The sequence below is a fragment of the Vibrio sp. Y10_XG_PY6 genome, assembly GCF_024181795.1.
GTDB classification, from domain to species: Bacteria; Pseudomonadota; Gammaproteobacteria; order Enterobacterales; family Vibrionaceae; genus Vibrio; species Vibrio diabolicus.
In genome coordinates this window covers 699182-721830 of the sequence record NZ_JAMZAQ010000001.1, presented here as the reverse complement: position 1 = coordinate 721830, position 22649 = coordinate 699182, and the positions used below count along the sequence as shown (strand labels likewise).

Sequence of the window (22649 nt, the reverse complement as noted above, 5' to 3'; positions counted from 1 at the left end):
TTGAAGACTTAACTGAAGTTCTCACTCAACCAGTTCGCGATCACGCCAGAGAACTGAATAAACTTAGGATCGTCGTCCAACATCCACTCGGTGTGACCACCTTCAGGCAGTAAGAATAGAGATTTCGGCCCAGGGTATTTCGCGTACAGCGACTTTGCTTCGGTCACTGGGTGAAGGTCGTTTTCTGCACCGTGCGCAATCAAGATTGGCGCGTCTGCAAATCGCTCGTCCAGTAGAGCTTCCGGTTTGAAATTGATGAGAGAATCCGCAAAATCCAGATCAGATGTCACGCCGTAGCCCGGCGCTTTGACCAGTTCAGTGAATACATATTCGCGGCTTACTGGATCAAGCGGGTAGATTTCAAATGGATCAATCCCCTGCTTTTCTCCACCAAGAGCAAGACGTGTACGCTCTTCTAACATAAATTGACGGAACGCTTTCCAGCCGTGCTCGCCACGTTGAGCAACCTGAACACGTACCGCATCATAAAAGCCGTTCATGGAGATAAGGCCATCAATCGCATCTTGGCAAACTCTGTAAGCATCAAGAATTAATCCCCCCGCCATGCCCCAGCCAGCCAGTACGACTTTGCGGCCTTCCTCGTCAGCGCGCTGTTTCACAACCGCAACCGCGTTCGCGATGTCGCGTACTTGTTCATCCAAAATAACTCGCTCACGAATGCCCTCAGATTCACCAAAGCCACGGTAGTCAAATCCGAATACCGTAAAGCCCTTCGCAGTTAAGGCTCTCGCGTAACGCTCTGGGTGAATATTTTTTTGCCCAGTAAAGCCTGAGCAGACAATAACGATCGGTAAGTCTGGGTTGTTAACGTTCTCGTCAGTAAAGAAAGCGCCATCAAGGCGTAGACCATCACTAATTACTGGGGCTTTTTGTTCAATCATAATTATCTCGTCCAAATGAATGTGTATGCTCGACAAAGAACTCCTTGTCTTAAGTCACATCATGTTCGAATTTTGATATCAATAATTTAACAATTGCGACATTCTTATCCAGAAATACGACATAGATGAACTGCCCACTTGGTGACCACAGAGAATGAAAACGACACACACGTATCGCATTGGTTTTTTCCTTATTCCTGATTTTTCGATGCTCTCTTTTTCGGCGGTTATCGAACCTCTTCGAATGGCCAACCGCCTCGCTGGTTGCGATTTGTATCAGTGGGATATTTATGGATTCGAAGATAAAGAAGTATCGGCCAGTAATGGCGTTTCATTCTCGCCAACACAGTCAATCAACAACATTGCTCATTTAGACTTGCTGCTGGTTGTGGCAGGTATTGGCGCCCATGTTGCTGCTGCGAGTGGCTCGGTGAATCAGTGGTTAAAACAGGCGCTTCGTCAAGGCATCGCCGTGGGCTCGACTTCGACAGGCAGCGTGTTGTTAGCAAAAGCTGGCCTGTTAAAAAACAAAACGTGTACCGTGCATTGGGAGTCCGCCAACAGCCTGGCAGAGGAGTTTCCAAACATTAACGTGACCAGTGAGTTGTACGAATTCGACCCACGCACACCAACTTGTTCGGGCGGCTTAGCCGGTTTGGATATGATGCTTCATTTAATTACAAACCAACATGGGAGCGACTTGGCGAATCAAGTGGCTGAGCAATGCATTCACCCTGCGATTCGACCAGCGCATGATAAACAGCGGATGTCGTTAATTCGTAAGCACAACATCCGCCACCCGCGCCTGCTCGACGCTGTAGAGATCATGGAAGCCAACATGGAAGAGCCGCTAAAGTGCTATGAAATTGGCGAACAAGTAGGATTATCGGTCAGGCAGATGGAAAGATTATTTTTGCAATACTTGCAAGACAAACCAGGCAATTACTACCTTCAATTGCGCTTAGAACGCGCTCAACATTTGTTGTTGCAAACCATGCTGTCCATCACTCAAATCAGCACCGCTTGTGGGTTCAGTTCTACATCGTATTTTGCGCGCTGCTACAAAAAACGCTATGAAAAAACGCCGCGTGAAGAGCGACGTTTAGCTTAAGATTGAGTAAGAGAAAAGAAGTTCGATCTCATCGTGATGTGTCAGACGGCTTATCAGACAAAGTGCCTTGGTAAAGCAGTGATAGCCAAGCAAGTACCTGCTCTTTACTGGCTTTATCAAGTTGCAAACAGCCCTCTTCTATCGCTGACACGCGCGAAGCGGACAATTCTTTCTCTGCCAAAGTGCGAAACTTACCTTGCATCTCGTCTCGACTGAGAGGATTTTCAGGATTACCTCGCGCAATACAGGGAGGCGAAGTCAGTTTGTCGCCATTTTTCAACGTCACCACGACATGCGCCCAGCGTTCGGCTGGAAACTTATCATTGTAAGCAGGCTCTTCAATTAACTTCATCCGCTCCGTAATTGCCAAGCGAGCAGGATCTTTCAGTCCTTTGGTAACGGCTTCTACCGTGACCGTATTATCCATGACCACACTCGCGACTGAAAATGGCAAACTGTACTGAGCCTGCTCGGTTGTCTCAGGGCGCTTGGTATGCAGGCACACCGCCTGGTGAAAGCTGTGAACTTCGATAAGTTCAATCTCATCAGGTTTTAGTTTATTTTCTTGTTGCAGCGCTCTCACCGCTTCAACCGCGGGTTGAGCCCAACGACAAACCGGATACGGTTTAAAGTATTGCTCCAGAATATACCAGCGCTGCCCTAAATCTGCCCACAAAGCGTGAGTTTGTTGGTCCAGCAGAGTCACGGCTGGCGCGCCAGTAAATCCTTCTTCTGCCAGCTCTGCACTGGCAAAGCCCGCCATTGCTCCCCAGCCAGAGCCGTCTTTGAGCATGGTTGGATGTTCAATACAACGCATCATTTGGCTGCGTGGACCATAAAACTCAGCAATGCCGAGCGCATGCTCTGTTTGTGCCTCCGTTAAGTCTTTTCTTCTTGCAGACACCGCAGCGACGCCCAACGCATTCCAAGCACCAGAAGTATGATAATCACAAGCGGTTTGATGCAGCGCGATTCCGGCGCGAGTTGCTATTTCGTAGCCAATGACAAGGGACGTTAATAACTCTTCTCCCGTAACTGCTGAATCATGCATACTGGCGAGCAGCCCCGGCAAAACAGCGACGCCGACATGACCTTTCGTCAGGACTTGGCCGTCGTGCGCGTCCATACTGTCAATCAACATGCCGCCATATAGAGTTGCCCCACAACCACTAGCCGTGTGATCAGAAAACAGCATCGGCGTATCACCGGCAAACTGCTTCTGCGCGAGTTTGGCTACCATGTTTTGCAGCTGCGTCGCTTTAGCAGCTGCGGCGACACCTAACAAATCCAAGACGCAATATTTCGCTTGTTCAATAACGTCAGCAGGAAGCTGTTCAAAGGTTAATTCGTGAATAAATCGATGAATAGATTGCATCATCTACTGCTCCAGTTTTAGCGTTTTGCCTTCGACAATAGCGTTGTGATCAATGGTGTATTGCTGTCTCGCATGGTAGGCAGCTCGAATCTGGCTTTATCAATATCGTCCAATGACAAGGTCGCAGTTATCAAGGTTTCACCGTCTTCTGCCTGCGCCAATAGCTCACCCGTTGCAGACAAAATACAGCTTCCTCCCCAAAACCACGCTTCGCCCTCTGGCCCGTAACGGTTGGCCATCAAAACTGGGGTTCCGTAGAGCACCGCATAGAATTTAACGTTAACTAACCAGTTGTCTTCATTGGAAAAGTCTTTACTGACAATACTGCTGGCCGAGTTGATCGGCGCGAGCAAGATTTCAGGCTTATCGAGTAGCGCGCAATGAACCAAAGGTGGATTCCATAAATCGGCGCAAATTAAAACCGAGCCTCGCCAATTATCATCAAGAGACACGCTGGTGGTTGCGTCTCCCGAATGAAACCACTTGCCCTCTTCAAGCCCACCATAGGTTGGTAAATTGATTTTGCGATGCACAGCAACCACCGTACCACCGAGCAACCAAGCCATCGCGTTGTAGTACTCTCCCGGAGCGGCCTGTTCAACAAAGCCGACAATCACGGACATGTGAGGTGCAAGTTGCGCAAGCTCTTTAAGCCGAGCATCATCACGCTTCATGGCAACTTCACGCACAGAAGATTGGAGCTGGTATCCGGTCAAGGAGAGTTCAGGAAATAGCAATAGCTGCGACCCCAAGGCCGCAGCTTGCTTTATGTAATCCTGATGAGTATTCAGATTGGCATTCACCTCGCCTAACTGGGCGTTGATTTGGGCCACACTGACTTGCAGGATAGTCATGGTATTACCCCAAGTTATGCTCAGATAGGAACTGGCTTGCGACTTCTGAGATCGAACGTCGCTCCACATCAACTTGTTGATTCAAAGTCGACATCGTATCGCCATCGATCGCCGCAGAAAGCGCGTTCATTTGCTCGGCAAGCTCTGGGTTCGCATCTAGCGTTTCTTGGCGAACCACAGGTGTGATCGCGTAATCAGGGAAAAACTGTTTGTCATCCGTTAAAACGGTAAAACCGAATGCTTTGATACGACCATCTGTTGCAAATACAAGCGCAGCATCGACTTCTTTCCCTTTTAGCGCATCATAAGTTAACCCAGTATCCATGCGTTTCACTTGGTCACGTGAAGCTTTGAATTTGTAGGTTTTCTGTAAAGGTCGGAAGCCATCTTTTCGTGCATAGAATTCCGCATTCAAAGCGATGGTCATTGGCGGGTCTTGGCGCATTTGCTCGGCGAAGTCGGATAAGGTTGAAATGCCACGTTGTTTCGCATCGTCACTGCGCATAGCGAGCGCGTAGGTGTTGTTCGCTTTTGAAGGGTTAAGCCAAACTAGACCTTTCTTCGCATCGAGTTCCTTAACGCGTTGATACACTTGCTCTGCTGGGAGCTTGTCTTTGACTTTGTTGTAAATGATCAGTGATGTGCCCGTGTATTCCCAATAAAGATCAATCTGGCCGTTTTCTTGCGCTTTACGCAAAACCGCACTGCCCATGCCCGAACGTTTATCAACGTCGTAGCCTTTTTTGGTTAAATATTGAGACGTGATTTCCGTTAAAAGCTGTTGTTCTGTAAAGTTTTTACCACCTACGACGATTTCCGCAGATGCGTGAAAACTTGAAAGCAGTACACCAACGGCCAGCAAGCGGCGAGTAATTTGCTTCAACATGTTTGACTCCTGTCTGTGTTCAATTTTTAGGATTGTTATTGTCTAGCTCTAATAGGGTTACAGCCTTTAGGTACAGTGACATAAGAAACGGCTCCTACCACACTGTCGATAGCGATAGCCAGCATCGCTGTAGGAATAGCGCCTGCCAGCATCATGATGGGTTCATCCAGATCAATACCGGTAAAAATGAGCTCCCCTAACCCACCGCCACCAATTAAGAAGGCCAGTGGAACGGTGCCCACGTTGACAGCTAACGCCGTGCGGATACCGGCAAAAATGACGAACAGTGCATTAGGAATTTCAACCTGAAATAACATTTGTAACTCGGTCATACCAATGCCTGACGCCGCTTCTTTTAAATGAGCGGGCACTTCTTTCAGCCCGATGTAGGTGTTTCTGACAATCGGCAACAACGAGGCAATCGTCAGCCCAAATACCGCAGGCACGGTGCCAATGCCAAGAAAGCTCATTGCCAGCGCAAGAATAGCTAAAGTAGGAATCGTGGTCCCCACATTCAAAACCTGCATCGCCGATTCTGCGACTTTCTGAAAACGAGGACGGCTGAGCAATACGCCGACGGGAATAGCGATTAGGATCGCCAATCCACCAGACAGCAGCACCAGTTCAATGTGCTGAACCGTCAAATAAACAATGTCTTCTTGGTAGTAGAGGAAATCATCGATCGTACCCGCGCCTTGTAAATAAATACCCAACGCAAAGACACACGCCAATAAAACGAAATAGTAGGTTTGTTTTAGCTGATTGGTCACGATGCCTCCTTAGCCTGATGCAATGGCTGTGGCTCACTAAGAGAGGTATCGCGCTGATAAGTTGCGCCTAGATAATGGGTAATGCCGCGCTGTGTGACTTCGCCCACTAAGCGGCCATTCTCGTCAACACACGGCATCCAAACAATGTCGTGCGTGAACATCTTCGACGCGACTTTACGCAGATCATCCGTGGTTCGGGCGATTGTTTTCAGGCCGACATAATGTTCGCCGCAGTACCCCTTCATATTGATTGCGGTAGCTTTTGGCACATAGCCGATAGGTTGGTGTTGGTCATTCACTAATATCACGGCGTCGCGATACCCATACGCGTCAATTTTGGTTAGAGCGTCGGCAAGCGTATCGTTAGGTTTCACGTACGCAAAAGTGGTCTGCATGACGGACTCAGCCGTCACTAAGCGTAGACGTTTAAGTGCGCGATCATCTCCGACAAAGTTTTTCACGAAATCATCTTTCGGGTGTGCGAGCAAATCGTCAGGCGTATCGTACTGAACCAGGTGACCATCACGGAAAATCGCAATTCTATCGGCCATTTTGACCGCTTCATCAATGTCATGACTGACAAACATGATGGTCTTGTTGAGCTCTTGCTGCATTTTAAGGAACTCATCCTGGATTACTTCACGGTTGATCGGGTCAATCGCGCCAAATGGTTCATCCATCAGCATGACGGGAGGATCCGCAGCCAGAGCTCGGGCAACACCAATTCGTTGCTGCTGTCCGCCAGACAACTCATTTGGATAACGATTAAGGAAGACACTAGGATCAAGAGCAACCATCTCCAATAGCTCTTTTGCACGCGTCATGTACCTTGCCTTATCCCATCCTAATAACTTGGGAACCACCGCGATGTTTTCGCCGATCGTCATGTTGGGAAATAACCCAATTTGCTGAATAACATAACCGATATTGCGGCGCAGAGTGACTGTATCCATCCCAGAAGTATCTTCACCACCAAGATAGATCTTGCCCGATGTCGCGGGAATAATTCGGTTGACCATTTTCAGCGTGGTGGTTTTGCCACAACCGGATGGGCCAAGTAACACACAAATTTCACCACTGGGAACTTCCATCTCAATGTGATCTGCGGCAGTCACCGGGCCATTAGGCGTTTCAAAAATTTTGGTTAGCTTGTCAATTTTGATCATTTGAATGTCCCTATTATTTGTCCTTTATCGAGCTGCAGTCAGGCCCGGTGGCGTTAATCTTTTTTGTAGTCGAATCAATCCATAATCCGCGATGATAGCCAGAAGGCTGACGGCGATGGCACCAACGATCAGTTGTCGAGGATCACTTTGCGAGATGCCGCGGCTGATAAACACGCCCAACCCTCCTGCTCCGATATACGCGGCGATCGCCATAACGCCAATATTCATTACTACTGCCGTTCTCACACCCGCCATAATCACCGGAATCGCCAATGGAATTTCCACCATTTTCAAACGCTGAAAAGGCGTCATCCCGATGCCGCGAGCAGCCTCTCGGAGTGACGGTTCTACGTTGTGAATGGCGGTATAAGTGTTGCGAATAATAGGCAGCTGAGAATAAAGCAGTACGGTAATCACGGCGGGCACGTAGCCAATCCCATGACCAATGGTCGATAAGAGAGGAATCATCAAACCAAACAGTGCGATTGAAGGAATGGTGATAATGATGGATGCTATGTAAAGCACCACTTTCGCAACGCGCTCATTTTGTGTGATAAGAATGCCGATAGGTACGCCAGTTAGGATGGCAAGCCCAACAGCCAGAGCGACCAAAGAGATGTGCTCCATGGTAAGCGTACCTAGCAGCGCTAAGTTATCTATGGTGAAATTTAGTAAGTCCAAGTAGGTCTCCCCCAACTGTGATTCGCAACCAAGTTAACAGGAGATTAAATTACGCTACTTTTTATTAACAGTGTTGTAAAATAGCGACACGTTAAGATAGAAATACGAAATATTAAGGAGGGAAATAATTGGCTTTCTCATCACCAAAAAAAAGCGCTTTATTGGCGATGAGCAGCAGTAGTAAACAAGTTGATTATATCGGAACTGAAAAAAGCCATTGATAGCATGAAGAACCCACTACAATGAGCGGTTAAATTGCTCCACAGCCTCTACGACACGGCTAGCGCCATCTTGTATTTCGTTCATCACATTCCCCGCTTTTTCTGAAAGTTCTAGCGTATCTAGTGCTTCTTTTTGGCATTTGGCGATCAGTTGGACAGCATTATCGGTTCGCTCTAAGTTTTCAGTTACCATTGTGACAATTTCATCAGTGGTCGCATTGGTTCTTGTGGCAAGCTGTCTGACCTCGTCAGCAACAACGGCAAAGCCTCTACCATGCTCACCCGCGCGAGCTGCTTCTATCGCCGCATTTAACGCTAGTAAGTTAGTTTGGTCTGCAATACCACTGATGCTATTAACCAGTTCACTAATGCGTGATGAGTGCGCTTTGAGCTCGTCAATGGCCGTATTCGCTTGCTGCATCTGGTCAGACAGTGTTTGCACCTTTTCTAGCGTCGAACCTATCACTTGCTGACCTTGCAGTGTTTGTGTTCCGGTCTCTTGAGAAACTTCATTAGCCAATTGCGCAGCCTGAGCCATTTGCTGCTCTTGCATCACCTGCTGGGTGATGTCGGTCGCGAACTTGACGACCTTGTAGAGCTCTCCTCTATCGTTATGGATAGGATTATAGGAGGCTTCTAACCATACCTCTTCACCGTAACGGTTAACTCGCTTAAATCGGTCTGAAGCAAACTGTCCTTTTGCCAAACGTTGCCAGAACTCGCGATAAGCTTCAGAACCAGCCTCTTCCTGATCGCAGAACATACGATGATGCTTCCCTTTAATTTGATCCAGTGTATAACCCATCGTACTAAGGAAATTATCATTGGCCTTTAATACATTACCATCTAACGTGAACTCAATAACCGCCATAGAACGGCTCAACGCATTCAGCATGTCCTCTTGCTCACGCGATGCTTTGATCGTTCGCGTAAGCTCAGAAGCAAACACAAAAAAGCTTTCGACTTCTTGATGTTCGTTTAAAACAGGCTGGATAACCGTTCGTAACCACGCTTCTTCGCCGTTGCCTTTAAGTACTTGCATCGCGCCATTCCAAAATACTTTGTCTTGAACGGCTCTCTTCATTCGATGAAAGTGCTCTGTATTGCGCGAATTTGATGGCACCAACTCGGTAATCGGTTTCGCTAAAATATCCGCATCAGTGAAAAAGAGTTGTTGCTGAAGTTTTGTATTTACAGAGGTAATGCAGCCTTTCTTATCCAGCGTTAAGCGAAGCATTTCTTCATCTAAACTGTGTTGGATTTGCTGCAAGCGTTGCAGATCCTGCTTTAATCGTTGGTTTTCTTGCTGAAGCGACTTATTAAAAAACATGACTTTCTCTCATTTAACTAATCTTCGAACTAGTCAACGGTTTATTATTTATATGCCCAATAGCCTGCACAGATACGATTTCGTTTGATCGTTCTTCAAACGCAACTCCTGTCTCCGAGCTGAGATACCGACATGACATAAGGCTATTTTTCTTTGGTATGACTTAAGCGCAGTATACTGGAATTTCTTCACCGCCCAAGTTGTTTATATATTTATCAATATTAAGGCAATTGGCAGCTATTAGAGATCTGTATTAATGCGGATAGTTGTATGGAGAAAGGATGTATTTGGATCAAAAAAAGCCCTTTCCATAAAGGAAAGGGCTTTGACTTAGTTCCCAAAATTTTTGCCGTTTTACAGCAGTTCCACCGACTGTTGAGCAATTACCCACTCTTCATTGGTAGGAATAACTAGTGCTTTCGCACCGAGCAACTCAGATGTTGCAATAACACCTGCGTTGCCAAATCTTGCATCTTCGTTGCCTTTCTCATCTTCAACAAAACCTAGCAGTTTTAGGTTTTTCAAGATTTCACGACGAATTGGTAGTGAGTTTTCACCAATACCACCAGTGAAGATGATGCCGTCTAATGAGTCCAGAGCAGCTAGGTAAGAAGTAATGTATTTCGCAACGCGGTAAGTGAAGATTTCAAATGCCAACTTCGCACGTGAGTTACCCGCTTCCATGGCTTCTAGTACACCACGTGCGTCACTTGTTACACCGGATACACCTAAGAAGCCTGACTTCTTGTTCATCATCTCGAACACTTCGTCTTTTTCCCAACCTTTACGGAAAAGGAACTCGATAACACTTGGGTCGAGGTCACCACAACGAGTGCCCATCATTAGGCCAGCTAGCGGCGTCAAACCCATACTTGTATCAACACATTCGCCATTTTTAACCGCACTCACTGATGCACCGTTACCTAAGTGCACGGTGATAAAGCTGCTTTCTTCAACCGGTTTATCTAGCATTTTCGCTGCTTCACGGCTTACGTAGTAGTGGCTTGTGCCGTGAGCACCGTAACGACGCACTTTATGCTCTTCGTAAAGCTCGTAAGGAAGCGCGTACATAAACGCTTTTGCAGGCATTGTTTGGTGGAAAGCAGTATCAAACACAGCGAATTGAGGCAGTGAAGGGAATGCTGCCATTGCTGCTCGCATGCCTTCTGCATTCGCTTTGTTATGAAGTGGCGCTAGCTCAGCAAGACGCTCAACTTCTTGAATAACTTTTTCATCGACTTTTACTGTGCCTTTAAAGGTTTCGCCACCAGCAACAATGCGGTGGCCTACAGCTACAAATTTTGAGCTCAAACCCAAAGTCTCGAGTAGTTTTACCACTCGCTCAACAGCGTACTGATGATGGTTACCGCCAGCAGGAATTGCTTCAACGGTTTTTTCTCCCTGATATTTCCAACTGATTTCAGCTTCAGGTAGGCCAAAACACTCACCAATACCTGATACCAAAGCTTCACCGGTTTCAGAATCAATAACAGCAAATTTTAATGAAGAGCTACCAGAGTTGATCACCAGTACAAACGAATTAGACATGAAATAGTTATCCTGTTGTAGAGCAGAGGTTGTAATAGCGCTTGTGCGCTGCGTACTTCTTGTTTGCCCCTCTATTATTCAATAATTTTTTAATCTTTCAACAATCTTTTAGTAAAAGCGATTTGATTGAACAAATTTTGTTGATCTGTAGCAAGTTTTGATTTTATTTGAAGACTAAAAAATATGACTTGTTAAACATAATTTATGAATAGGTCAATTTGTACAAATTCAGAGATATGAGCTACGTTGTTTATTGGGTGAACAAAAATAATAAACCAATCAATAAATCGGGGTAATAATGTGCCCACTATTGCATTTCTATTAGTGATCTTAGGTTTGATTTTGCTCTGCTGGGGATGGCAGATGACAAAAAACATCTGCTCGAGAACTGATGTACCCGGGTGGACTTTCCTATTGTTGTTAATCAGCTGTTTCATTTTTGCGTATGCCGCTTTTTTACACGCTATAATGCAAAAACCTATCGCTTCCCTCTTGGAAACCGGAGTTTCTCTTATTCTATTCGGTGGCAGCATTTTTGTGGTGCTGGTTATCAAATGGAGCAACGACTCCATACTAGAACTTCATACCGTTGCTGAAAAAGAGAAGCGTAATGCCGTTCACGACGCACTTACTGGACTCCCTAACCGTAAATACTGCTTTGAGTTAATCGAAGATAGAATACAGTCTGGAGACCCTTTCTCAGTGATCCTTTTCGATGTCGTTAACTTTAAACAAGTCAACGATGCTATGGGACACTTTTGTGGAGACCAACTGCTGATTCAAATTGGGCAACGTCTCCAAGAGAAACTTAAAGGCAGTGACAAAATTTTCCGCGTTGGTGGCGATGAATTTGTCATCCTCACCTCGTCAGCATGCGAGGAAACAGGCAAAAGTCTCATCGAAGAGTTAGATTCGGCACTGTCTAATCGCTTCCATTTAGATGAGTTTCAAGTCTCTTCCCGCGTTGTTTTCGGTGTCAGTACCTACCCTTATGACGCTCTATCCAATGATCTATTGATAAAGCATGCGGACATTGCCATGTATCACGCCAAACGAAATGGCAACCTCTTTGCATTTTATAATGAGGACATGAACGTCGGGGCCAAGTACCAGCTCGAAATCTCTTCTCGTATTCAATGTGCGCTGGAAAAAGAGGAGTTCCAGCTGTACTACCAACCGTTGATTGACGCACATACTAACTTAGCTGTCGGCTTTGAAGCCGTGATCCGTTGGCATGATGAAAATGGTAAAACGATTTCGCCTAACGACTTCATCCCCATCGCGGAGCGAAGTAATCAAGTGCACAACATCACCATGTGGGTCCTCAACCAAGTTGAAAAAGATCTCCAGACCTTTATAGAAAAAGACATCAAGCTTCCTGTCCACGTTAACTTATCTGCAAAAGATCTCTCGTCTAATTTATTGTTCAACCGCTTGGAAACACTGCTCAAAGTAAACCCTCAATTTGCTGACCTTATAAGCTTAGAGATTACTGAAACGATGGCGATTGATAGAGTTGTTGAGCTCAACCCCCTAATTCACCAAATCAAAGGATTGGGTATTAAGATCAGCTTGGACGACTTTGGCACCGGGTATTCATCTCTGTCGCTTTTGAGAGATCTCCCAGTTGATCAAATTAAAATCGACCGATCATTTCTTTGTACCGCAAGCCGGACAGAGGGCACCCGCTCTATCGTTGAGAACACAATAGCGTTAGCGCATGGTCTAGGGTATTCAGTCGTCGCAGAAGGCGTTCAAGACATGGATACACTGCATTTTTTACGCAGTCGTGGCTGCGACATCATTCAGGGCTACTTGTTCTGCCCAGCCCTACCCTTAAACGAAGTAATAACCTGGGTAAATGAGCACGATGAAAAACAAAGCCGTATTCGACGCGCATAAAAAAGCCGAGCATTTCGCTCGGCTTTCAATTCTTGCGGCAATTTAATCAATTGCTCTGATCACTGATTCGTGATTATGCTTCTTGAGTGCGACGACCACGGCCGTGACCACGCTCACCACGGTGGTTACCACGGTGATCACCACCACGGTTACGATCGAAGCGACGTTCGCCACCTTCACGGTTACCATCGCGGTTGCCGTCACGGTTACCACGGAAGCCACCTTCGCGACGACCGCCTTCACGACGATCACCACCACGGTTGCCGCCTTCGCGGTTGCCACGGTAACCGCCGCCATCACGACGACCGCCATCGCGACGACCACCGTCACGGCGACCACCACGAGACTCTCGGAAGTCATCGAAGTCACATACTACAGCACCAACATCTTGTTGACGGATGCGTAGTTTGCTTAGCTTGCCCGCAGCTTCAGAAGTCATTGCTTTTGGTAGCTGAACGAATGTGTGGCCTTGTGCTAGCTTGATCGCACCGATAGAGCCTTTACCTAGACCTAGTTCGTTCGCTAGAGCACCAACGATGTCTTTAACTTGAACACCTTGCTCGCGACCAACTTGAAGCTGGTAAGTATCCCAATCTTGGTTGTTGAAGTTACGACCGCCGTCACGACCACCTTCACGGCGCTCTTTACGACGTTGCTTATCACGCTCAATCGCTTCAACCATTGGGTCTTCGCCAATGTAGAACAGAGGACGTTTACCTTGCTGGCGCTTAAGAAGCATAGCAGCAAGCGTTGCTGGGTCGATGTCTAGAGAAGTTTGTAGTTTCTCTACCAGCTCAGCAAATTTGTCTAGTGCTTTGTGCTCTTTCTCTGCTTCAAGCTCAGCACCTAGTTTAGCTAGACGAGCTTCAGCAACTTGGTCACGTAGAGGAAGTTGAATTTCTTCCATAGATGACTTAGTTACGCGCTCGATAGTGCGAAGCATACGGATTTGGTTAGTGCGAACAAGAAGGATCGCTTTACCTTTACGTCCAGCACGGCCAGTACGACCGATACGGTGGATGTAAGACTCAACATCGAATGGGATGTCGTAGTTGAATACGTGCGTAATACGTGGAACGTCAAGGCCACGTGCCACAACGTCAGTTGCAACTAGGATGTCGATAACACCTTGTTTGATGTGATCAACAGTACGCTCACGTAGAGACTGAGGAATGTCACCGTGCAGAGCAGCCGCTTTAAAGCCACGTGCAGATAGCCAATCAGCTAGACGCTCAGTGTCTTGACGAGTACGTACGAAGACGATTGATGCATCAGTTTCTTCTGTTTCAAGAAGACGAGACATCGCTTCATCTTTCTCTACACCCTTCACTACCCAGAACTGCTGTTGAACTTTGTCTACAGTGTGGTTCTTACCAGCAACGTCAACCATTACAGGCTCACGTAGGAAACGCTCAACGATTTTCTTAAGCATCGGAGGCATTGTTGCAGAGAATAGAACGCGTTGAGCAGACTCTGGTGCATGTTCCATGATCGCAGTAACGTCATCAACGAAACCCATGTTTAGCATTTCGTCAGCTTCGTCTAGTACAAACGTGTTTACTTCATCTAGGTGTAGACGTTCACGGTTGATAAGGTCTTGTACACGACCTGGAGTACCAACAATAACTTGTGCACCACTCTTAAGAGCACGCATCTGATCTACGATAGAAGCACCACCGTAAATCTCTAAAACTTTAAGACCCTTGATGTTCTTACCAAGGTTTTTCATTTCAGCCGCAACCTGAATCGCTAACTCACGCGTTGGCGCAAGAACGATAGCTTGTGGTTTACGTTGGTTGAGATCGATCTTATTTAGAAGAGGCAGAGAGAACGCTGCCGTTTTACCTGTACCTGTTTGAGCTTTACCCAGCGCGTCAGCACCTTCCAACAGGTGTGGGATTGCCGCAGCCTGAATTGGAGTTGGTGACACGAAACCCATTCCGTCTAGAGCAGAAAGGATAGAATCATTCAGAGATAAATCGCTGAATTGAATAACAGAATCTTGCATTGGGATCCTACTTAATTAAACAAAAAAACAGTCCCATATGCTCTTCCAATTCGATACTGATTCATCCAGTTACTGATTCCATTCAGACAGGAACACAGCACAGTACACAACCGCGATAAGCCATTAGGGACAACTAAGGGAGGCGGATTATTCCTTAAAAGCATAAAAAAAGCCAGAAAAAATTGAATTACATCACAATTTATTCTCAATAATGGCATTTTTAGCATATTTTTCCACCAGCCCCACCATTCCCCGTAGATTTGCGCAGCTCGCAGATGAGTTTTTCATCAATATTTAAGCCGATTTCCAGCAATTCGATCAGCAAAATTCACGGCGAAATTGCGCTCCACAGGTAGTAATAATAGCTCGCAATGATTATAGTGTGCCCAACTCCATAGGTAATTTAAGAAAAGATGTTTCAAGATAACCCACTACTCGCTCAGCTTAAGCAGCAAATCCAAGAAAACCTGCCGAAAAAAGAAGGCTCAATAAAAGCCACAGATAAAGGCTTTGGCTTTTTGGAAGTGGACAGCAAGACTAGCTTCTTCATCCCACCTGCGTACATGAAAAAGTGCATGCACGGTGACAAAGTCGTCGCCATTATCCGCACAGAAAATGAACGCGAAGTTGCAGAGCCACAAGAGCTGTTAGAACAAGCCGTGACTCGCTTTATTGGTCGAGTCAAAATGTTCAAAGGCAAGCTAAACGTAGCACCTGATCACCCGCAGCTTAAAAAGCTTTCTCTTAAAGCGAAACTAAAGAAAGGTCTAAAACCTGACGAGTTCGCTGAGGGAGATTGGGTTGTCGCACATCTTATTCGCCACCCTCTAAAAGGCGATAACTCTTTCTTCGTAGAAATTTCTGAAAAAATCACAGACGCGAACGACAAAATTGCACCTTGGTGGGTAACGCTTGCTCAAAACGATCTACCAAACTCTGAGCCAGCAGGCATCGAGAACTGGGAACTAAAAGACGACGCCGATCTAGAACGCGTAGACATGACACACGTTCCTTTCGTGACTATCGACGGTGAATCAACCAAAGATATGGACGATGCGCTGTACGCGAAGAAAACCGAATCTGGCGATTTCGAACTGACTATCGCTATCGCAGATCCAACCGCCTACATCACACCAGAAGATGAAATGGATAAAGTAGCACGTGAACGTGGCTATACTATTTATCTTCCGGGCCGCAATATTCCAATGCTGCCTCGCGATCTAGCAGACAACCTATGCTCTCTGATTGAAGGCGAAATCCGCCCTGCTATTTGCTGTACCGTAACAGTAAATAAAGACGGCGTAATTGGCGACGATATCAAGTTCTTTGCAGCAAACATCAAATCACACGCACGCTTAGCATACGATCATGTGTCTGATTGGCTAGAAAACGGCAGCTCAGAAGCATGGCAACCATCTGAAGAGATCGCGACGATCGTTCGTGACCTTTACGACTTTTCCCTTGCTCGCGCAGAATGGCGTGAGAAAAACGCAGTGGTCTTCCCAGACCGCCCTGACTACCGTTTTGAGCTGAGTGAAGACAACGATGTGGTTGCTATCCATGCAGATATGCGCCGCAGTGCAAATCGCTTGGTTGAAGAGTCAATGATTACCGCAAACATCTGTGCTGGTCGTACACTGCGCGATAAATTTGAAACAGGTGTTTTCAATACTCACGCTGGCATTAAGACTGAGAAGGTTGAAGAAGTGGTTCAACTTGTCAACCCAGAAGGTGAACTGGAATTCACAGCAGAGTCAATTACCACACTAGAAGGCTTTGCTGCATTGCGTCGCTGGTTGGCTGCGCAAGAAACCTCTTACCTTGATAATCGTATTCGTAAGTTCCAAGCCTACAGTGAAGTAGGTAATCAGCCTCTTCCTCATTACGCTATGGGGCTGGATATCTATGCGACTTGGACATCACCAATTCGTAAGTACGGCGATATGATCAACCATCGCATGTTGAAGGCCGTCATCCTAGGCAAAGAGCCAGTGCAAAAACCTGATGATCAAGTCGGTGAAGAACTAGCTCTGCACCGTAAACATCATAAAATTGCTGAGCGAAATGTCTCAGATTGGTTATATGCACGTACGCTTGCTGATGAGCCGAACAAGAAAACTTGTTTCACAGGTGAGATTTTCGATATTAATCGTGCAGGTGCACGTGTCCGACTTCTCGAAAATGGCGCAGCAGCCTTTATTCCTGGTGCACTAATTCTTGATAATAAAGAAAGAATTGAGTGCAATGGCGACAACGGTACCATCTCTATCGATAAAGAGGTCGTATACAAACTTGGTGATACATTGGAAATTGTCCTTGCGGACGTAAACCAAGAGAACCGCAGTTTAGTTGCAAAGCCAACCCAGGTATTTGCTGAACAACCAGCAGCACAAGCAGAACAGACTGTAAGTGAATAATACCGAATGAAGTTAAAAGGCGCTCTATTGAGCGCCTTTTTTATTTGTTATGTAAAAATGATAAGAACGAATATGCCGAACATTGAGATCATTCGCTTTAATCACTTCACTGCGCGCAAAAGTGAGCGTTACACCGCAACACATAATGGCTTATATGTTGTTGAAGAAGGTGCCCTATTAGTTCATCAACCAAATGGTGAACAGTTTGAACTTAAAGCAGGAGATTTTACTCTCTACAACTCCTCTGATTTGAGCAGCGCAGAAGCCATTCCTAGTGAAGATGGCTTTAAAGCACTGGCTCTAGTCTTCAACCCAAATCTATTCTGTGACTTTAAAAAAGCACACCCAATGCTACGCTCCAAGACGGAAGAAAGGCGCTTCTATCCTTTTTCAGCGCAAACCAGCAGCGAAGTAGCACAACTAAAAGACACATTGGTCAACTTAGCGAGTCGCAATGCTCCAGACTACACACAAGGTCATATCGCAATGGCACTGCTGTCGTTAATGGTGGAGGTAGAGCCAAACATCCTATCAATCATAGATGATGCGAGCAGCCTAAGCGACTCTCAAAAGGCCATCAAGTATATTGAGAACAATATCGAGAAAGATATCACTCTGGAAGGCTTAGCGGCTCATATGAGCATGTCTATTGCGACCTTAAAACGCCGCCTCGCCGCAGAGGATCTTTCATTTTCACAGATATTAAAAGTGAAGCGGATCAACTTCGCCGCAACCCAGCTGCGCATGTCAGAAAAATCTATAACAGAAATAGCGTTTGAATCCGGATTTAAAAGTGCTGCGCATTTCAGTACCGCATTTAAATCGGTTTACAACATGACACCGAAAGACTTTAGAAACCAAGTCGTTAAATCCAAAGCATAAATTATGGCGACATTGGCAGCTGTTAGAATTGGAGCGTTCCCTATTCCCAAAAACACGCTTGAGGATCGCTTTCCAATTCGGTGAGTAGTTCTTCAAGCGTTTGGCTGTATGGAAGTGGCTTATAAGGTATCCACCTTAATAATTCGTTGCGGTACGTTGGGACGTAGAAATACCAAAGCTGATTGCCCTCATCAAACACAATCTTCGCGACGGGAGAGGTATATTCGCTGTGCTGTGAATCAAGAAGAAAATGCGCTCTATGAAGCTCGACACCATTCTCCACTGGTTCATATAGGCACTTACCCTGCTCGACAGGCAGGTTAGCATTACGCGCAGAGCAGAGCGATTGAACTGATTTGTATAAACGACTTGTCGCCATTTGGGACACTGACATCAACGTTCTCCCGATGGATGATAGTTAGAGCTGTCGATCCTAGTATATAACCTTTACACCACCACCGATGCTGATTATCTGCCTACCTCAAACAAAGGGTGGCTATATTCTCATTTCCTCAGATTATCATCTCACTTTGCTTGGAAACGCTACCTACATCACCTCTTGGTTAGAAAGAATTCCCTTGTTTAGACCTGACAGTTCACAAAAGTGTAACCTGAACGCAATATCATAAACGCTGCTTTATACCGTATATGGAGTTTAATATGTTACGTTTTACTGTGGCGACGTTATTGGCCATAGCAGTCTCCCTCCCCGCCATTGCAAAAGAAATTAATATATCTGGATCAACCTCGGTTGCTCGCGTAATGGATGTACTTGCAGAGGAATACAACAAAACACACCCGGACGATTACATTGCAGTTCAAGGTATTGGTTCTAGTGCGGGTATCACAATGGTTAATAAAGGCGTAGCCGAGATTGGGATGAGCTCTCGCTATCTGACAGAAAGCGAAAAAGGTGAAGATCTCAACGTATATCCTATCGCTTATGATGGCCTAGCTGTTGTTGTAAACCGTACAAACTCTGTAAAAAACCTTTCTCAACAACAACTATTTGATATCTACAAAGGTAAAATCAAGAATTGGAAAGAGGTTGGTGGTGCAGATCAACCTATCGCTGTTGTCACTAGAGAGGCGTCTTCAGGCTCACGCTACAGTTTTGAAAGTCTGCTAGGACTAACCAAAATCGTAAATGATCGCCTCGTCTCAGATATCAGCCCGAACAACTTGGTTGTAAATAGCAACAGCATGGTAAAAACCATCGTGAACCATAATACTCGTGCAATTGGTTTTATTTCTGTGGGATCAGTAGATCGCTCAATAAAAGCGATTCAATTAGATGGTATTGACCCAACTTCGGCAAACATTAGCAATCACAAGTATAACTTGGCGCGGCCATTCCTAGTACTCTACAAAGTCAATAAGATTAGCGAACCAGGTAAAGGGTTCGTCACCTTCCTTCGCTCAGAACAAGGACAAAAAGCGATTGCTGATTACGGTTACACTCCAGTAAAAAGCTTTAATCAATAAAACCAAAAAGAGAGCATATTAATGCTCTCTTTTTATGTGTTTTCTATCTGGCTCTGGAATTAGAAATGCAGTTGAATAACAGAAACGACAACAGCACCAGGTCGACGAATACCTTCGATTTCCACTTTAATTTCACGCTCGATCTCCAAACCTTTTTTGATCGGCGTTACTTTTGTTAACGTGCTGACAGCACGAACATTGTTTCCTGCTTTAACAGGGTAAGGGAAACGAACTTGGTTTAAGCCTAAGTTAACGACCATTTTGGCTGTTGGGAACATTGGCTTATCAGGGTCCACTGAGTCAGTCAATTTAGGCAACAATGCTAATGTTAAAAAGCCATGAGCGATGGTTGTCTTAAATGGAGATTCAACTGACGCACGTTCTGGATCTGTGTGAATCCACTGCATGTCTTCCGTTACCGCACCAAATTGATTGATACGTTCTTGAGATACATGCACCCAGTCACCAATGTGAATCACTTCACCAATTTTTTCACTTAACTCGTCATACAGCTTTTGAGCCTCAGGTGCCATTACGATTGGTGTAGGTTGAGGCGCAACCTCTTCGTTAACAGCTGGCTGTTGGTGATCACGAACTTTTGAGAAAAGAAAGCTATTCTGAGCTTTTCCCAAAAAGTCACTCCAATAATCGCGTAACGTTGGAGACATCCAATTCATAAACTCGGATTGATGAGCAGAAATCGCATCAACTTTGTCTTTAAATAGATTTGTGACCTTCATAAACACCCTTAAAAAATTTAAGCACAACTGGCTATACCAGTTAATTTTGAATTAGTTCACAAAGTCTTGCAAATACTTTCGGGCGAACACATGTACCCTAAAAGCAAGTTATTTCTTAAATATCATGAAGATAACAATAAAACACCATTTTATTGACTTGCGCCAAGATAAAGTAAAAACTCTATAAATTGCTACTATTTGTCTCTTTTTACCCCATTTTCAAACTGTTTAACATCACATCAGCGACTATAAAACGAGCAAACAGTACTTCTATTATAATTCAGCACTTTACAAGTCGGACTATGCTCCCTATTATACGTTCCGCAACGGAGAGATGGCTGAGTGGTTGAAAGCACCGGTCTTGAAAACCGGCATACGTTAATAGCGTATCTAGGGTTCAAATCCCTATCTCTCCGCCACTTATTTAGAAAGCTCGCATTTATTGCGAGCTTTCGTCGTTTTAGTGCTTGTAAAATGACGGAGGTTCGAACCCCTAGTCGTATACGGCCCCAGAACTTCACCACATTCCAATAAAGAGCCCGCTAAAAATTAGCGGGCTCTTTATTTCTATTTTCTAGTGTTTAAGCAAACTTCTTAATCATTTCAGATAGGTCATTGGTACAACTTTGCACTTTAGAGTTCATCTGATTCGTTTCTGTCATCAGATCATACGATTCACTGTACTTTAAGTTAAGCGACTGGATGTTTTCGTTAATCTCATCCGTTACGTAAACCTGTTCTTCTATCGCTACCGCAATTTGTTGATTTCGCTCGACTACATCCTGAACGAGAGATTGCAGCTGTTGGATGCTCTCTAAAGCCGTGCCTAATAATGTTACCGTTCCGGTCGACATTTCATTGCCTTTCTCTAGCGCAGAAACCGCTGATTTACTGCCCTTTTGAATCCCTTCAATGGCCGCTTTAATTTCTGTTGTCGATTCCTGTGTTCTTTTAGCAAGGGTTCTCACTTCATCCGCAACGACTGCAAACCCTCTCCCTTGTTCGCCTGCCCTCGCCGCTTCAATTGCTGCATTCAACGCTAATAAGTTGGTTTGTTCAGCAATATCATTGATCACTTCAACAACGGTTCCTATTTGCTCGGTTTGTTGGTTCAAACGCATGACCACTTTAGAGATTTCGCCGAGCTCATCCACCAGCTCTAGTACCGAGTGGTTAACATTATCGATAACGCTACGGCTATCTGTCATCGTGTTCTGCGCTTCTAGCGTAGCATCGGCAGTCGCTTGAGCATTATTTGATATCTCAGATGATGAGGCTTGCATCTCGTTGACCGCTGTAGCGACCGAGTCGATCTCTACTTTCTGTGCACTCAAGTTTTCCGTCACTTGCTGGCTATTAGTCGCAGCACTGTTGGCACTTGCACGCGTTTCTTCGCAAGAGTCTTTTACAGACACCCCGACTCGCCCTAATAGCGCATCTGCAAATTGCTTACGCATCTTCATACCCAGCTCAATTTCAGCCAGATCGTTAATTTTTCCGCAATAAATATACTCCATTAGCGGATTATTGAAGTCTTGCCTAGCCTGTCTAGCAAGCTTTTCAACTGGCCTTGTTAATACATAAATTGAGAAAACGGAAAGTAATGCAGCGATGCCAAAGGCCACCGCTGGTGATTGATTCATTTGTAGAGTTAGCAAGCCAAGAAGGTTGGAAATGAAAAGAAAGAAGGCTGATCTCATCCACAAACGCGTACGGGGAAGATACATTTGCAATGGTTTACCGTTATTCCGAAGTTTTGAATACGCTTTTTCCGCTCGTTGAACGTGTATACGCTCAGGTTTAAATCGAACCGATTGGTACTCAACAACTTCACCATTGGATTTGATAGGAGAAGCAAACGCATCAACCCAATAATACCCTCCGTTTTTACGTCGGTTTTTCACCATTCCCATCCAGTGTTTTCCGGCTTTTAGGTGCGTCCATAAATCTTTAAAAGCCTGTTTCGGCATGTCGGGGTGGCGTACAACATTGTGAGGCTTACCGATAAGTTCACCATCACCAAACCCCGCGACTTCATTAAAGTTTTCACTGGCATATTTGATATAGCTGGACGTATCGGTGATAGAAACTAGGCTGTAACTCGAAGGGTAATCATATTCCGTTTCACTCATAAACATGTGTCCTTACATTGATTAATTAAATAAACGGCAAGTATGAGTGTAGCAGCATAACATTTATGCACATAATGATAAGCTCATTGTAAAATTCAATAAAATTACTGATAGGTCAATTTATTACCTGCAAACATAGTGGCGGTTTCACTCTCAAATAGCACTACCCTTGAGTGCGCACAAGATGCTGCATTGATTAAAATTAATACACAAAAGCGCTTCCTTACTGAGTTCGTAAA

General features: G+C 45.3%; 18 protein-coding genes and 1 tRNA gene. 6 read left to right on the top strand and 13 right to left on the bottom strand.

The window, feature by feature from the left end:
- Window positions 1-8: 8 nt before the first annotated feature.
- The gene (locus NL644_RS03250) at window positions 9-902 is read right to left on the bottom strand and encodes an alpha/beta hydrolase (RefSeq protein ID WP_005375755.1); all 894 of its coding nucleotides are present in this window, start codon (window positions 900-902) and stop codon (window positions 9-11) included.
- Window positions 903-1056: 154 nt separating this feature from the next.
- On the opposite strand from NL644_RS03250, the gene NL644_RS03245 reads away from it, so the two are divergent.
- Window positions 1057-2013 carry a GlxA family transcriptional regulator gene (locus NL644_RS03245; RefSeq protein ID WP_047009304.1) on the top strand — a complete coding sequence of 319 codons (957 nt, stop codon included), beginning with the start codon at window positions 1057-1059 and terminating at the stop codon, window positions 2011-2013.
- 28 nt (window positions 2014-2041) lie between these two features.
- On the opposite strand, the gene NL644_RS03240 is transcribed toward NL644_RS03245, so the two are convergent.
- The 8 genes from NL644_RS03240 to NL644_RS03205 form a co-directional block, all read right to left on the bottom strand.
- The gene (locus NL644_RS03240; protein WP_114322933.1) at window positions 2042-3391 is read right to left on the bottom strand and encodes an MmgE/PrpD family protein; all 1350 of its coding nucleotides are present in this window, start codon (window positions 3389-3391) and stop codon (window positions 2042-2044) included.
- Window positions 3392-3405: 14 nt separating this feature from the next.
- Window positions 3406-4242: a nitrilase-related carbon-nitrogen hydrolase gene (locus tag NL644_RS03235; protein WP_114322932.1), complete on the bottom strand. Its 837-nt coding sequence runs from the start codon at window positions 4240-4242 to the stop codon at window positions 3406-3408.
- Window positions 4243-4246: 4 nt separating this feature from the next.
- Window positions 4247-5128: a glycine betaine ABC transporter substrate-binding protein gene (locus tag NL644_RS03230; RefSeq protein ID WP_046873659.1), complete on the bottom strand. Its 882-nt coding sequence runs from the start codon at window positions 5126-5128 to the stop codon at window positions 4247-4249.
- Between the two features lie 35 nt (window positions 5129-5163).
- The gene (locus NL644_RS03225) at window positions 5164-5898 is read right to left on the bottom strand and encodes an ABC transporter permease (RefSeq protein WP_006742426.1); all 735 of its coding nucleotides are present in this window, start codon (window positions 5896-5898) and stop codon (window positions 5164-5166) included.
- Window positions 5895-7064 carry an ABC transporter ATP-binding protein gene (locus NL644_RS03220; protein WP_048625214.1) on the bottom strand — a complete coding sequence of 390 codons (1170 nt, stop codon included), beginning with the start codon at window positions 7062-7064 and terminating at the stop codon, window positions 5895-5897. Before NL644_RS03220 ends, NL644_RS03225 begins: the two co-directional genes overlap by 4 nt.
- 24 nt (window positions 7065-7088) lie before the next feature.
- Complete coding sequence (locus NL644_RS03215; RefSeq protein WP_114322931.1) at window positions 7089-7745, bottom strand: ABC transporter permease; 657 nt, start codon at window positions 7743-7745, stop codon at window positions 7089-7091.
- A 237-nt stretch (window positions 7746-7982) separates the two neighbouring features.
- The gene (locus tag NL644_RS03210; RefSeq protein WP_243327731.1) at window positions 7983-9296 is read right to left on the bottom strand and encodes a PAS domain-containing methyl-accepting chemotaxis protein; all 1314 of its coding nucleotides are present in this window, start codon (window positions 9294-9296) and stop codon (window positions 7983-7985) included.
- Between the two features lie 354 nt (window positions 9297-9650).
- Window positions 9651-10844, bottom strand: coding sequence for an acetate/propionate family kinase (locus NL644_RS03205; RefSeq protein WP_006742422.1), 1194 nt, complete (start codon window positions 10842-10844; stop codon window positions 9651-9653).
- Window positions 10845-11207: 363 nt separating this feature from the next.
- Between NL644_RS03205 and NL644_RS03200 the strand changes: the two genes are divergently transcribed.
- Window positions 11208-12746: a bifunctional diguanylate cyclase/phosphodiesterase gene (locus tag NL644_RS03200; protein ID WP_031780182.1), complete on the top strand. Its 1539-nt coding sequence runs from the start codon at window positions 11208-11210 to the stop codon at window positions 12744-12746.
- A gap of 73 nt (window positions 12747-12819) precedes the next feature.
- On the opposite strand, the gene NL644_RS03195 is transcribed toward NL644_RS03200, so the two are convergent.
- Entirely contained in the window at window positions 12820-14754 is a 1935-nt protein-coding gene (locus NL644_RS03195; protein WP_012842482.1) for a DEAD/DEAH box helicase, read from the bottom strand.
- Window positions 14755-15167: 413 nt separating this feature from the next.
- On the opposite strand from NL644_RS03195, the gene rnb reads away from it, so the two are divergent.
- Both rnb and NL644_RS03185 read left to right on the top strand, forming a co-directional pair.
- A complete protein-coding gene (gene rnb, locus NL644_RS03190; RefSeq protein ID WP_114322929.1) occupies window positions 15168-17171 on the top strand; it encodes an exoribonuclease II in 2004 nt (667 codons plus the stop codon).
- A gap of 72 nt (window positions 17172-17243) precedes the next feature.
- Complete coding sequence (locus NL644_RS03185) at window positions 17244-18053, top strand: AraC family transcriptional regulator (protein WP_083612638.1); 810 nt, start codon at window positions 17244-17246, stop codon at window positions 18051-18053.
- Between the two features lie 40 nt (window positions 18054-18093).
- Here the strand turns inward: NL644_RS03185 and NL644_RS03180 are convergent, their stop codons facing one another.
- Complete coding sequence (locus NL644_RS03180; RefSeq protein WP_012842479.1) at window positions 18094-18447, bottom strand: DUF3024 domain-containing protein; 354 nt, start codon at window positions 18445-18447, stop codon at window positions 18094-18096.
- A gap of 266 nt (window positions 18448-18713) precedes the next feature.
- On the opposite strand from NL644_RS03180, the gene NL644_RS03175 reads away from it, so the two are divergent.
- Entirely contained in the window at window positions 18714-19538 is an 825-nt protein-coding gene (locus NL644_RS03175; protein WP_114322927.1) for a phosphate ABC transporter substrate-binding protein, read from the top strand.
- A 59-nt stretch (window positions 19539-19597) separates the two neighbouring features.
- Here NL644_RS03175 and NL644_RS03170 read toward each other — a convergent pair whose 3' ends face one another.
- Window positions 19598-20278 (bottom strand): MaoC family dehydratase, encoded by a 681-nt coding sequence (locus NL644_RS03170; protein WP_114322926.1) that lies wholly within the window; start codon window positions 20276-20278, stop codon window positions 19598-19600.
- Between the two features lie 328 nt (window positions 20279-20606).
- On the opposite strand from NL644_RS03170, the gene NL644_RS03165 reads away from it, so the two are divergent.
- Window positions 20607-20697 (top strand) — tRNA-Ser (locus tag NL644_RS03165).
- A gap of 162 nt (window positions 20698-20859) precedes the next feature.
- Here the strand turns inward: NL644_RS03165 and NL644_RS03160 are convergent.
- Window positions 20860-22410: a PAS domain-containing methyl-accepting chemotaxis protein gene (locus NL644_RS03160; protein WP_005391040.1), complete on the bottom strand. Its 1551-nt coding sequence runs from the start codon at window positions 22408-22410 to the stop codon at window positions 20860-20862.
- Between the last annotated feature and the right edge of the window lie 239 nt (window positions 22411-22649).

Bases quoted from the DNA above. Each gene is read 5' to 3' on its own strand.
- NL644_RS03245 (WP_047009304.1), top strand. From the start codon at position 1,057: ATGAAAACGACACACACGTATCGCATTGGTTTTTTCCTTATTCCTGAT.
- rnb (WP_114322929.1), top strand. From the start codon at position 15,168: ATGTTTCAAGATAACCCACTACTCGCTCAGCTTAAGCAGCAAATCCAA.
- NL644_RS03205 (WP_006742422.1), bottom strand. From the start codon at position 10,844: ATGTCTAATTCGTTTGTACTGGTGATCAACTCTGGTAGCTCTTCATTA.
- NL644_RS03185 (WP_083612638.1), top strand. From the start codon at position 17,244: ATGCCGAACATTGAGATCATTCGCTTTAATCACTTCACTGCGCGCAAA.
- NL644_RS03235 (WP_114322932.1), bottom strand. From the start codon at position 4,242: ATGACTATCCTGCAAGTCAGTGTGGCCCAAATCAACGCCCAGTTAGGC.
- NL644_RS03160 (WP_005391040.1), bottom strand. From the start codon at position 22,410: ATGAGTGAAACGGAATATGATTACCCTTCGAGTTACAGCCTAGTTTCT.
- NL644_RS03200 (WP_031780182.1), top strand. From the start codon at position 11,208: ATGACAAAAAACATCTGCTCGAGAACTGATGTACCCGGGTGGACTTTC.
- NL644_RS03180 (WP_012842479.1), bottom strand. From the start codon at position 18,447: ATGTCAGTGTCCCAAATGGCGACAAGTCGTTTATACAAATCAGTTCAA.
- NL644_RS03170 (WP_114322926.1), bottom strand. From the start codon at position 20,278: ATGAAGGTCACAAATCTATTTAAAGACAAAGTTGATGCGATTTCTGCT.
- NL644_RS03195 (WP_012842482.1), bottom strand. From the start codon at position 14,754: ATGCAAGATTCTGTTATTCAATTCAGCGATTTATCTCTGAATGATTCT.
- NL644_RS03230 (WP_046873659.1), bottom strand. From the start codon at position 5,128: ATGTTGAAGCAAATTACTCGCCGCTTGCTGGCCGTTGGTGTACTGCTT.
- NL644_RS03250 (WP_005375755.1), bottom strand. From the start codon at position 902: ATGATTGAACAAAAAGCCCCAGTAATTAGTGATGGTCTACGCCTTGAT.
- NL644_RS03240 (WP_114322933.1), bottom strand. From the start codon at position 3,391: ATGATGCAATCTATTCATCGATTTATTCACGAATTAACCTTTGAACAG.
- NL644_RS03210 (WP_243327731.1), bottom strand. From the start codon at position 9,296: ATGTTTTTTAATAAGTCGCTTCAGCAAGAAAACCAACGATTAAAGCAG.
- NL644_RS03175 (WP_114322927.1), top strand. From the start codon at position 18,714: ATGTTACGTTTTACTGTGGCGACGTTATTGGCCATAGCAGTCTCCCTC.
- NL644_RS03220 (WP_048625214.1), bottom strand. From the start codon at position 7,064: ATGATCAAAATTGACAAGCTAACCAAAATTTTTGAAACGCCTAATGGC.